The organism is Vibrio sp. Isolate23 (assembly GCF_022398095.1).
GTDB lineage: Bacteria > Pseudomonadota > Gammaproteobacteria > Enterobacterales > Vibrionaceae > Vibrio > Vibrio coralliilyticus_A.
In genome coordinates, this window is record NZ_JAKEUV010000001.1 from 977,494 (window position 1) to 989,598 (window position 12,105).

A 12,105-nucleotide genomic window follows, 5' to 3' on the forward strand; every position below is an offset into this window, starting at 1 on the left:
ATAGGAAATCTGTTTATAGGTTTCCTATTTTTTATGTCTATTCAAAACTTCTTTGCCGACTTCCTTGAAGAAAACCCTGTTGATGTCGCCCAACTCACCACCTTTTCTGAACACATTCCCGATAAGTGGATAGCCAAAGCCGCTGTGCTGAGGGACTAGCGGACGAGGAACTGTTAGCTAAAAGTGCATTAACACAAGCAAGGCAGCGCTTGGGTAAAGCAGCACCAGAATTTCTGTTTAAGCAATGCGGGAAAACATGGCGGCTCATCAAAATGCGTTCGAACCCCTGTTGATCTTTGCCATCGCTATCCTGCTCGCTGTTAGTACATCGACCGTTCACGACACGGTTCAACTGTTGGCGATGATGCACATCGGGTTTCGAGTGGTGTACCATATCCTGTACTTGCTCAATATCGGAGTGTGGTGCTCCGTTGCTTGGGCGATCGCCATCGGATGTTCATTTACCATTATGGGGTTATGTCTGGACTACTAACCTTCGGCGTTTCGACGTCATGGCATGAGATAAGATAAGAGGGCGTCCACACGGTACCTGTCAGTGGCCGCTGGGTCAATGAATCTCGATCAGCACACGACACCAATGCGAAGAGGAGTGTATGGAACATATCATCAGTCAGGCGGTTGAGCTTCGTCAAAGTGAGAAATACCGGGAATCAAGAGCGTTGCTTGGCACCTTGTTATGCGATGAGCGTTACGCCGCTAAAGCGCACCTGCAGATCGCCTGGGCCTACGACAATGAAGGCAAAGAGCAAGACGCCATTACGCATTACCTGGCGTCGCTGTCCGGACCACTGTCCGGTCGTGAGCGACTGGACGCCCTGTTTGGTTTGGCCAGTACTTACCGAAGCCTAGGTGAATACGACCAGGCCTTGACGTATTTTGAACAAACGCTGACGGAATACCCCGATGCGATAGAGGTACAGCCGTTTTATGCGATGTGTTTGTACAATGTGGGTCGCCCTAAAGAAGCCATTGCACTGTTATTGGAGTTGCTCGTCACGACCACCAATAGTGATGCCATTGCGGCTTATCAGCGCGCGATTCTGCTGTACAGCGAAGACTTGGACAGAACGTGGTGACAGCGAGTGCAGGCAACGGCCAATAGCGCAAAATCAGTAAATCTGGTGAATCAGAATAAGGAAGATTGACCTGAACCAAGAGGGGGCGCGTATACAGTAAAAAACCACTAAGGACGCGACCGATGCTTTCGTTTTTTAAACGTAATCCAATGAAAAAGCTCAAGAAACGCCATTCAATATTGCTCGAACAAGCGATGCAAGCGCAGCGGCGAGGTGACATCCGCACCTACTCTCGTCTGACCGAAGAGGCGGAAGCGCTGTATGGTGAGATCCAAGCCTTGCGTTCAGAGCGCTAACCTTTCAAATGCCCTGCCCATCAGGGTTTAACGCGCGAGTAAGCTCGCAATCCCACAGCGTCAATGTCAACCCGAGACGCACCGCGGCTTTTGCTTAACATTCCCTGTCTTGAGGGGCATAATTAGCCGCGGTGGATGACATGGAGTACGTGATCGTGCAAACCCTCTTAATGATACTGGCTTTACTGACAAGTGTGTGGAGCGGCGCTCTTCTGGCAAACCCTCAGATGAGTGAGGAAGTCACGACCTCATACCAACCCAAAGGCGCTGCCTGCGTGATTCGGGATGACGGTGAGCGCATCGTGTTGGTTCAAGACTATTTAACGCGAAAGCTCTCTTTACCTGGGGGCTACATTGGCGATCACGAAGCGTTTCACGTCGCGGCGAAGCGCGAAACATGGGAAGAAACAGGCATTGATGTCGATGTTGGCCCACAGCTTGCGATCAACGCCTATCGAGTGGTGTTTGCCTGCCAAGCAAAGGCACCCGTCGGCGTCATGGTGCCAGCCTGGGCAAACGCGTTTGACGCACCCATTATTCCAGCCTTCAACGCTCCGCATTTCGGCAAAGAGATCCGCCAAGTCTATCTGAGCGCACTCGCCCCTTCGGTGAAGACGGCGTATCGTTATCCTGACGACTGGGAGGCGCTGAAAGTCTGGGGGCGTGACAGCTCAGCCAGCCCGTTTTATCACCGTGATCTTCGACAGGAGCACGCGGATACGCGCCAGGCCTCTGAGCTGGCGATGATGACGGCGTTTCAATCGTGGGTGAAGTCTCATTCACCGATGACAGGACTGTTGGCGTTTGGCAACGGATTGGGAGAGGGCGCGTTAGCAGTGGGAGTCTTGATCGTTTGTTTGCTGCTGTTTCCGCTGCGCGTTGGGTTGACACTGGCGTTTGTGCTGCTGGCGACGGCGTACTCGGTGAATTTACTCAAGATGGCGTGGGCGATCCCAAGGCCTTTTTATCTGCTGCCGGCCCTACAGCAGGTCGCCGCCAGTGGTTTTAGTTTCCCCAGTGGGCACACCACACAAGCCGCTGCCCTCGTGGGAACGCTGCTCGGATGGCTGGTCAGTCGGGGTCAAACCCGATCGCCGCTCGTCATCACCGCGGCGTTGCTGGGCTGGCTGGTCCTGTCTGCTTTGGCGGGCGCGGCGCGAGTCTGGCTCGGCGTGCATTATCCCGCCGATGTTCTGGCGGGGATGGGGCTAGGCGGTTTGATTGCGTTGGTGGCGATGGGGCTTTATCACTTTCGGTATGCCAGCCAAAAGCGCGCCATTGAATCCAAGCGGTTATGGGCGCTGCTGCTCGTACTGTGTTTATATGGCACGCTGCAATTGCTCCAGCCGCTCTACCTCTTCGCGTGGTTCGCCTGCCTCGGGCTCGTCATCGCGCTATGCTTGGGTGAACCATCCCAAGAGGTGAAGGGTCAGAATCCTTGGCGGCAGGTGCTGATCGCCGTCGCAGGGTTAGTTGTGGTGGCCATGGCCGCTAAGATGTTGGTGACCCCTGCGACCACCAGTGTGGTGATCCTGACGACGTATTCGGTCGCGATCCTCGTGGGGATGCTTTGGATGGTCGTCGGGGCGCCGAAACTGAGTCGATGCTTCAGGAAAACACCAAGCCCGTTAGCCAGTTAATAGCCCGCCTTGTGCCTTTGGGTGACGGCGGGCCGATTTGGAAATCGAGCGAACGTCATGTGGGGCACGTGTTATTCTCCGTTATTACGAATAATGGTCGTCATTTAAATTGGTATACCTTGTTCACTCTTCTCATTAATATACAACACAATAATTAGAAGAGTAAATGTGACAATAATATCGATATCGAATTTTAAATAATATACGGTATTTAAATATATATATTGCTGTTTTAACATGACGGCCGTTTTGCATTATTGTTCGTCCCGAACTAGACAATGTTCACTATTCAATACGTGGTCATACCATTTCTATATTTCGCACCATTAAATGGTACACCATTCTGCAGATGAAATGTTTTTATATGGTTTAATTGTAATTTTTTTTATAAATAATTGTTGCCATAAACGTACATGTATAATAGATTTATGTGCAATTCATTACACATGGTATGGTTTCCTATTTGCGAAAACACACGGTGTGGAATCCTATCGAAAATTACTTAAATATAATGAATGACAATCCGCAGGAATTCAGTTTTCGATAAGGGTTGTGATCCCAAAGCGCCGAGAGGGGCGCAGGGGGGATGTGAAATATGCCCTAACTAAATACGGCGCTACCGAAAGCGCAGACCGTTACTGAAAGGGACGGGAAAAAACGGAATTTATTGGTCGCGACCGTTTCGAGACCTTAAACCAAATAAGCGGCACGGGCACTGTAAGGTGCCCTTTTGTATGCGTATTGCCCTGAAGTGCGTATACAAAATCCACACTAGGGAGTGCTGCAGCATGGCTCTACGAATCGTCTATCTGACATCCATTACCTCTGATATTCCCGTTCAACTCGGGAGCAAAATTTCCCCCTCCTCTCGCCTTCTTCGCGTTAAATATTTCGGCTCTGAAGGCAACAAGTTTCTTTACGCGGCTTTGGTCCAATGCTCCGATTGCTCTTCCTACCACAATTGGAAGATCCCTGAGAGTAAGGTTGTCGCGGAAAAGAAAATATCGTTCAGCAAATTGTATTCACCAATCATCAACCACGCAGGAAAGGATCTGCGTGATGTTGCCAATCGGAGTTTGTTCAAGAAGCTTAAAAAAGAACGCCGTAAACAGAATAATCGGTCATTGACTGAAAACAATTGGACTCAGTTTGTCCGCCGAAAAGAAGCGGTCCGCTTCGCCTCTTTTGGTGTTTAAAACAAATGTCTGCTTCAGGCTAGCCATTCCTTGACCGAAGGTCGGTTCATTTCATACGAGCACGACGTCGCCAACAATGGTCAGCTTTCCACCCGTGAAAAGTCTTAAGTCACTCATCCCTTTGCGTTGAAAGGCATCAGAATGCATGGCGTTACCCGTCGTCTTCACTCGCTCTGATGGCGAGCCCAGCCAGGTGGTAGGTGGCATTACCCAATCACGCAATTCATAAATAAGAGTTGGATCTTATCCAATACATAAGGACAAGTAGGAAAATGATGAATAAAAATGAAATCGTTGCGCACATCAAAGAGAAAATTATCTTTGAAGATCTCGAGCTGAGCGAATGGGGACACCAATTGCGAGACATTAAAGATGATACCCTTTTGCTGGCAGAGGAAGGCCTGGCATTAGACTCTGTCGATGTTCTGGATATTTTTGTGAGCATCCAAAAAGAATACAGCATTGATTTGGGTGAAATCACGAAGGAACTCATGGAGACACACTGCCAATCTCCGTTAACCCTCGCTGAATTGGTGATGGATAAATGCGCAGCGCATTGAGAACAATCGTATTCATGACGATTTCAGTCAGTTAACAATGATATACCACGCCCTAAACGTCTTAGGCTCTGATTGTTCAACACGTAGACAGTACTAGATAACATGAAAACACTAATAATAACCAATTACCAATCAACCCTGGTTGATTGTATGGTGGGGAATCTCATTGAAGGCAACGTCGACTTATTCTCACTCAATAATACCGATGAGGTAAAAGCAGGATTGGTCGAGACGTTAGAAACCGATGGCTTGGCATACGACAATGTCATTATTGATGTACGGTATAATGAAGAAGCGTGCTTGAGATCAATATTTAATGGCGACGTTATCCATGGTGATGACAATATATTTTCTAGCAAGTTAGTTGATGACATTCATTATTTAATGAAAGTAATAAAGCGAATCGTGTTGACCAACATGAAGTTAGATAACGCTAAGTTTTTCTTCTTGTTAAAAGACGATTCGTTTGGGTATTTAGATGAGCATGATAGTTCGCCCACCTACAACGAAGCGATTATATCTATGTCAAAATCCCTTGCAAAAGAATATTCCCGCTACAATATGTATTTCAACTCTCTGATTATCCAACCTGAATTAAAAGAACTGAACCTCAATAGACAGAGCAAAGATCTCTTAAAGAACTACGCACTAAAATACAAATCAAATCGTTACTCGGACGTGTCGAATTTTATTTTCTCGATGATCGAAAATAACTTTCCACTGAATGGTGCGACGATACGACTGGGAAATGGGGTGGTTGATTATGTCTAAAAAAGTAGTGCTCGTCACAGGAGGGGGACGAGGCATTGGACGAGAAATCTGCATGGCATTCGCCTCTGAAAATACCCATATCGCATTGACGTATACGCGCGATGCTCAGAGCGCAGAACAGGTCAAGCAAACGCTGACCGAACGCCACATATCCTGCTCGGTGCATCCGCTAAATGTCCAAGACTTTTCCTTGTGTCAGTCGGTGGTTGACGCGGTGGAACGTGAGTACGGGACCATTAATGTTCTGGTGAACAATGCGGGGGTCACCTTGAGTAAACAGTTCGTCAATTGCGACGAGACGGAAAATGAAGCCGTGTTATCGACCAACCTTCAAGGCGCGATGAACATGACGTTAGCAACGGTGCCCTCGTTGAAAAAGTCGACCAAGAACGCTGAGCTGGGACGCATTGTTAACATCTCATCCAATACGTCGTTGTGCGGCAATGCAGGTCAAGTGGCGTACAGCGTGACCAAAGCCGGGGTAAATGGCTTTACTCGCGTCTGCGCAAGAACACTGGCCCACCACGATATCGTGGTCAATGCCGTTGCGCCTGGTTACATCGATACGGACATGACCCACGATCTTCCTAAAAGTACGTACTCTCATGTGCTAAAGGTGTCTGCAATGAAGCGAACGGGCCGCGTGGAAGACGTGAGCGCCATCGTACAGCTGTTGTGCGACGATCACTGCCAATACATGACGGGCCAAGTGATCCACATTGATGGCGGGAAATTCTGTTAGAGAGTGAATGAGGTAGGATAATGAAAGGCTCAATCGTGATTGCTGGGATGGGGTTGTATACCCCACCTGTCAAAGAATTAGACGAATTAACCCGGTTTTCGACCGATCATCACCGGTTAATCAACAACCAAGAGTTCAATGCCCTAGGGATCAAGAATGCCACCGTGTCCGTTTTCGACAAACAGAAGACGGAATCTTTTAACAAGCAAGGTTGGATAAACAATGCGTCCCTGTTTGCGCTCCGAGCGACCGAGGCAGCGATCAAAAACTCGGGCATCGACCTCTCAGCGTACGATAATCGTCGGATCTCTGTCGTATTAGGCAGTTATAATTCTGGTACCGACAGCTACTCAACCCTGTTTAATAAGGTGCTGAATAACGAACAGGACGCTGTTACAAACAGCGAACTGATGTCTTCGATGTTATCGCATTGCGGGAACGCGATTGCCGCGCGCTACAATATTCAAGGCAAGAAGATCGTGGTCTCGTCCGCTTGCTCGTCCAGCTTGACAGCGGTGGGGATTGCGACGGACCTGCTTCACTCGGATAAAGCGGATGTGGTGATTTGTGGCGGTTCGGACTGTGTCGATCTCCCTGTTGTCGCGGGCTTTAACAGCTTAAGTGCGTTGAATGAAGGTCGATGTGCGCCGTTCTCCGAGCCTAAGGGAATCAACTTAGGCGAAGGTGCAGGCATATTGCTCCTCACCAAAAAACCTGATCACCGTCGTGAACAGTGGTTCATCGGCGGATACGGTGCCTCCAGTGATGCGTATCATGAAACCTCTCCAGAGCCGAATGGGGCGGGGGCGATTCAAGCCATAGATGCGGCATTGGCGGCGGCAGGGTTAGGCCGAGAAGACGTGGATTTGATTTCAGCGCACGCCACCGGCACGGGCGCAAACGATATCCCTGAGTCAAAAGCGTATGAGGCCTTGTTTGGTCTTGATGTACCTGTCAGTGTGATGAAACCCTTTTATGGCCATACCTTAGGGGCGTCGGGGATCGTTGAGCTGATCAGCGTCTTATCCCTCTTAAATGCGGGCATCACCCCGGAAAACAACAATATGAGGGAGCTCAGAGAGGGGTGTAGCCCGATCAACCTCTACTACAAGGACTACCCAAGCGAGACGATTCAAACGGTGTTGGCAAACAGTTTTGGATTCGGCGGCAGCAACAGTTCCGTTGTGGTCACCAAGCAACCAACGCAGTGCGTCCCTAACTTTGGGAAGTCGCCAATCCCAATTGTCAAAGCGAGCGCCAACGATGGCGAAACCAAAACAGTCATCGATGCGTCAATAGGCGTGACGAAAGACGCGTGCCAGATCCATTTGCAAAATAAGCGATTCAAACGTGATTCGCCAGAAATCAAATACTGCATTGAGTCGGTAGGCGATGTCGTGAAAGGATTTGAACCCCTGTTACACAGTAATGCCCGAGCGGGGGTGGTGACGGGGAACTCGCAACGTCCCCAACGATGCTTGGAGAGCTTCCTTTCCTCGATTTATGAGGGCGATCCTAAGTATGCTAGTGCACGACATTTTCCGGGGCACATTGTCAGTGCCACTTGTGGTCAGGTGTCCATCGCACACAAGATCAGCGGCCACTCAACGGTCTTGTGCAGTCCCACCGCGGCGTTTGAATATACCGTTGATCTGCTGAGAAGTGAAACACAAGACTTTATGATTTCTTGCTCGAGTGATGAAGTCACTCCGACGCAAAAAACGTTGACGCATCCGTTGTTTGCCCAGGCAGACGCGTCGATGGCACAAGGCAGTGCCGCGCTTCTTCTTTCGAGCAGGGCACAACTGGCTCGGTCTGAACACCTACCCATTGCATGGATTCGAAGCGTGTTACATTCCTCCTACAACGGTTTGGTGCTCAGACATGACGAGAAGTTTCATACCCTTTTAGATCGCCTCATCCTCGAGTCCTGTGAAGAGGCTTGCATCAGCTTTAATGACATCGATCATTGCTTGGTGTCCAGTGCATTAGCGGATCCCCTCATCGTTGAGGAAGTGCAGCATGTAGTGGCTAGATATCACCCTCAGCTTGTGGTGGAACAGAAGAAGGAGAAGAGGCTCTCCGCCGACTTCATGACCCACATTGTGGACGCGACCGAGAGGATTTCGACGGGCGAGTATCGCAACGCATTGGTGATCGCCATTGACCTGTCTTCGAATGTGGGTGCCTGCATCGTATCGAGTCAAGACGGTCCGACAGCCTAACCGGGATCAACCGACATCGGCAGCGCTCGGTGTTCATTGGGGACAATGACGCGTGCTGCCAGCATTCTTATCCGGTTTCCGAATCAAACAGTATGAAGTCTTGGAGACAATTTCTCATGAGCCACCAAAATACGCATGGGGCCATTATTGAGCCCTTATCGAATGGATCATTCTCGATGCTATTTGACCGTGACTGTGCTTTTTTTGATGGGCATTTTCCCGCCCACCCTGTGGTCCCAGGTGTTCTGCTGCTCGACACCATCTACGACAATGTCGTCAAACTTGGGACGTCCGTGATCACTCGGATTGATAACGCGCGGTTTTACAAGACCGTTTTACCAAATGAAACGGTCATCGTTAACATCCGTGAGCTCACCGATAAAGTGGTGTGCACCGTCAACAGTGAGGCAGGGAAAGTCCTCAAAGTCACTTACAGGAAAGAGCAATAATATGATCGACTACGCGATTCAATCCGATGTCACGACCCTAGGCGGCGCGCTTCATCTTGATGTCACTGGCGACACTCTGCTCAGTATTGCTCAATCGTGTCGCAACCTCGTAGAGCACCAAAGCGGTCTGAATGCCCACAAGATCCCGCTGTCTCGACATCAAGACTATGCGCTTCGAACCGTAACGGAAGTGCTGCAAGAAGCCCAACGACGTGGGCTGAATCCCAACCTAGCCAATCGGTTTGAAAAGAAAATCATTGGCAACTGCCAAACCATCTCATTGCTGTGCCTTGGTCTCTTGCGAGAGCGATCGATCCCGGCACGCTATCGGTTCTGTCTGTGCGAGTATTTTGAACCGCAGTCGTACGTAGAACACATTGTCCTTGAGTACTGGTGCTCGTCCAGTGCCCAATGGCGGATCCTAGATCCGACTGTCACGCACGAAATGGTTGAGCACAACCACACCCAAGCGTGGGTCAATTTCGACTTCGATAACATTCCAAGACACAAAGCGAATCTTTTTACCGACTTATGGAAACAGTATCGGTGCGGCGATTTGGAACTCGAGGCCATTCATCATCGCTCATACAAAAAAGTCCTCGGACTAGAGCGATTTGTCTGGCGTACCCTGCAAGACGTGTTGGCTCTCCAGAAAGTCGAACTGTTTTATTGGGACTACTTTGATTTTAAGCAGTATGTGCAGGCTCCCCAATTAGTGGACGAGCTCATTGAATGCATCGATGAACGTGGAAAAACGATGAACCGAATCCCTCTTGAGTTTGATGGGTTCATTAATTTCCATCCTTATCAAAGGGATTACACGTCATGTTAGAGTTTATTACTGGGGCCCATGAGGCGCCGTTTTCCTTCGTGGCGACGGTTGAGGCCTTGTCGGAAGATGAAATGACGGCCACGGCCGATTTTTCGGATGAACAGACCTACTCGCAGTGTTGCCAAAATGCGTGGCCGCTGATCGTTGAGTCCTTGGCTCAAGCCGCCGGTATCCACATAAAAAACCAGCTGGACCCTTCTTATCATGGTTATCTGGTAGGGTTGGATGCGCTCGAGGTTCAGCACGCTGGAGATTTGATGCCCCACTATCGCTTGGTGACAAAAATGGTCAGTCGAGTGGATCGGAAATACGTCTATCACTGCGAAGCCTTTACCTCCAGCAACCGCTCAATTCTAGCCTGCAACCTCATGCTGTCGAGCGCCGATTAAACGCCTCTGCCTGGGGCACCACAATCACGATCCTGCTCATAGACGTTGAAGCGTCAACCGCCATGTTGTACCTGCCAGAGAATCCAACCACCAAAACGACCTAAAGCGTTATTGGTGGCCGGGCAATACTAGGGAATACGTCCACATTGAAATGCCGTGCTTTCCAGCGAACTTGGCAATTTTAATGCGCAACAAAAAGACCGATTGAAATAAATTGATGGATAAAAATGAATATTGTAAATGAACATTGTAAAAAGCCAGTTCAGGACTCTAACGAGAACCTGCCTCATGCTGACATGACGAGCTTTCACCTGGTCTTAGGTCAAGAGGTGACGTTGGATGCGATTGCGCACGCGGCAAGACACCATTGTCCTGTGACTGTCGATGATGGCATCATCCAGAGAGTGACGGCGTCACGCAATATCCTCGAGGGTATGGTATCGGACGACCGAGTGATTTACGGCGTCAACACGAGCATGGGCGGGTTCGTCAACTATATTGTGCCCATCGATAAAGCCAACGAACTGCAGAACAACTTGATCCATGCCGTTGCGACCAATGTGGGCGAGTATTTTGATGAAACAACTGTTCGGGCCACGATGCTAGCGAGAATCGTGTCCTTGTCTCGTGGCAACTCGGCCATTTCGATCGTGAACTTCCAAAAATTAATCGACATTTACAATCGAGGGGTCGTCCCTTGTGTCCCTGAAAAAGGCTCGCTCGGGACAAGTGGCGATCTCGGCCCGCTGGCGGCGATTGCGCTGGTTTGTACAGGGCAGTGGAAAGCACGATATCACGGTGAACTGATGAGTGGGTCAGAGGCACTCAAAAAAGCAGGGATCGCACCGATGAGCCTCAGTTTCAAAGAAGGATTGGCTCTGATCAATGGCACATCAGCCATGGTGGGCTTAGGGGCATTACTGTATGACGAAGTGAAGCGCTTATTCGACACCTATCTGACCATCACTGCGTTATCGATTGAAGGGCTGCACGGCAAAACGAAACCGTTTGAACCTGCGGTACACCGAATGAAACCCCACCTTGGGCAACTGGAGGTCGCGACTACCGTATGGGAAACATTGGCGGACTCTTCGCAGGCGGTGAACGAGCATGAAGTGGAAAAAATGATTGCGGAGGAAATGGAAGGCACCGTCAAAGCCAGTAACCATCAGATTGAAGACGCGTATTCGATACGTTGTACCCCGCAAATCCTTGGACCCGTTGCAGACAGCCTTAAGCACATTCAGCAAACCTTGACCAATGAGTTGAATTCCTCCAACGACAATCCGTTGATCGATCAAGCCACTGAAGATGTCTTCCACAATGGCCATTTTCATGGCCAATACGTGTCCATGGCCATGGATCACCTCAATATTGCACTGGTCACCATGATGAACCTCGCGAACCGCCGTGTTGACCGATTCATGGACAAATCCAACAGTAACGGCTTACCTGCGTTTCTGTGCGCAGAAAATGCGGGCTTACGTTTGGGATTAATGGGTGGCCAATTCATGACCGCGTCAATCACCGCTGAATCTCGAGCGTCCTGCATGCCGATGTCCATACAATCGCTGAGCACCACTGGCGACTTTCAAGACATTGTTTCGTTTGGGCTGGTGGCTGCTCGTCGTGTCAGAGAGCAGCTCAAAAACCTTAAGTATGTGGTGTCATTCGAACTATTGTGTGCCTGTCAGGCAGCAGATATACGAGGCACCACAGGCTTATCGACGCGAACGCGTGCGCTCTACGAACGAACACGCACGGTTGTGCCGTATTTGGAACAAGACCACACGATTACCGATTACATCGAAGGGATTGCTCAGACGGTGCTCACCAACAATCACGCACTCTAATCTTCGGCGGGTGTGTCGCGGCGTTGCCTCCACCCGCATCGTATTGCTGACTTAA

The 12,105-nt window shown here is 49.7% G+C and carries 14 protein-coding genes and 1 pseudogene; 14 read left to right on the top strand and 1 reads right to left on the bottom strand.

The window, feature by feature from the left end:
• Positions 1-33: 33 nt before the first annotated feature.
• From L1D31_RS04380 to L1D31_RS04405, 6 genes and pseudogenes are all read left to right on the top strand, one after another.
• Positions 34-304: pseudogene (locus L1D31_RS04380) on the top strand (IS4 family transposase); the annotation flags it as partial.
• Positions 290-493 (top strand): MAPEG family protein, encoded by a 204-nt coding sequence (locus L1D31_RS04385; RefSeq protein ID WP_239836378.1) that lies wholly within the window; start codon positions 290-292, stop codon positions 491-493. The pseudogene L1D31_RS04380 and the gene L1D31_RS04385, both read left to right, overlap by 15 nt.
• Positions 494-614: 121 nt before the next feature.
• A complete protein-coding gene (locus L1D31_RS04390; RefSeq protein ID WP_239835854.1) occupies positions 615-1,097 on the top strand; it encodes a tetratricopeptide repeat protein in 483 nt (160 codons plus the stop codon).
• Positions 1,098-1,219: 122 nt separating this feature from the next.
• A complete protein-coding gene (locus L1D31_RS04395) occupies positions 1,220-1,393 on the top strand; it encodes a DUF6435 family protein (protein WP_143695814.1) in 174 nt (57 codons plus the stop codon).
• A gap of 140 nt (positions 1,394-1,533) precedes the next feature.
• A complete protein-coding gene (locus L1D31_RS04400) occupies positions 1,534-3,033 on the top strand; it encodes a phosphatase PAP2 family protein (RefSeq protein ID WP_239835856.1) in 1,500 nt (499 codons plus the stop codon).
• Positions 3,034-3,821: 788 nt separating this feature from the next.
• Entirely contained in the window at positions 3,822-4,229 is a 408-nt protein-coding gene (locus L1D31_RS04405; RefSeq protein WP_021455623.1) for a hypothetical protein, read from the top strand.
• A gap of 51 nt (positions 4,230-4,280) precedes the next feature.
• Here the strand turns inward: L1D31_RS04405 and L1D31_RS04410 are convergent, their stop codons facing one another.
• Positions 4,281-4,436: a hypothetical protein gene (locus L1D31_RS04410; RefSeq protein WP_239835857.1), complete on the bottom strand. Its 156-nt coding sequence runs from the start codon at positions 4,434-4,436 to the stop codon at positions 4,281-4,283.
• A gap of 65 nt (positions 4,437-4,501) precedes the next feature.
• On the opposite strand from L1D31_RS04410, the gene L1D31_RS04415 reads away from it, so the two are divergent.
• The 8 genes from L1D31_RS04415 to L1D31_RS04450 all read left to right on the top strand — a co-directional run bounded on the left by L1D31_RS04415 (position 4,502) and on the right by L1D31_RS04450 (position 12,050).
• A complete protein-coding gene (locus L1D31_RS04415) occupies positions 4,502-4,789 on the top strand; it encodes a hypothetical protein (protein WP_239835858.1) in 288 nt (95 codons plus the stop codon).
• Positions 4,790-4,939: 150 nt separating this feature from the next.
• Positions 4,940-5,560 carry a hypothetical protein gene (locus L1D31_RS04420; RefSeq protein ID WP_239835859.1) on the top strand — a complete coding sequence of 207 codons (621 nt, stop codon included), beginning with the start codon at positions 4,940-4,942 and terminating at the stop codon, positions 5,558-5,560.
• Positions 5,553-6,302, top strand: coding sequence for an SDR family oxidoreductase (locus L1D31_RS04425; RefSeq protein WP_239835861.1), 750 nt, complete (start codon positions 5,553-5,555; stop codon positions 6,300-6,302). The genes L1D31_RS04420 and L1D31_RS04425 overlap by 8 nt, the downstream gene beginning before the upstream one ends.
• 20 nt (positions 6,303-6,322) lie before the next feature.
• On the top strand, positions 6,323-8,527 hold the full coding sequence (locus L1D31_RS04430) for a beta-ketoacyl synthase N-terminal-like domain-containing protein (RefSeq protein WP_239835863.1): 2,205 nt from the start codon (positions 6,323-6,325) through the stop codon (positions 8,525-8,527).
• A gap of 116 nt (positions 8,528-8,643) precedes the next feature.
• Positions 8,644-8,976, top strand: a complete 333-nt coding sequence (locus L1D31_RS04435; protein ID WP_239835864.1) for a hypothetical protein — start codon at positions 8,644-8,646, stop codon at positions 8,974-8,976.
• 1 nt (position 8,977) lies between these two features.
• Entirely contained in the window at positions 8,978-9,808 is an 831-nt protein-coding gene (locus L1D31_RS04440; RefSeq protein ID WP_239835866.1) for a hypothetical protein, read from the top strand.
• The gene (locus tag L1D31_RS04445) at positions 9,802-10,197 is read left to right on the top strand and encodes a hypothetical protein (RefSeq protein WP_008222397.1); all 396 of its coding nucleotides are present in this window, start codon (positions 9,802-9,804) and stop codon (positions 10,195-10,197) included. The genes L1D31_RS04440 and L1D31_RS04445 overlap by 7 nt, the downstream gene beginning before the upstream one ends.
• Positions 10,198-10,424: 227 nt before the next feature.
• Positions 10,425-12,050 (top strand): phenylalanine aminomutase (D-beta-phenylalanine forming), encoded by a 1,626-nt coding sequence (locus L1D31_RS04450; protein ID WP_239835867.1) that lies wholly within the window; start codon positions 10,425-10,427, stop codon positions 12,048-12,050.
• Positions 12,051-12,105: the final 55 nt, after the last annotated feature.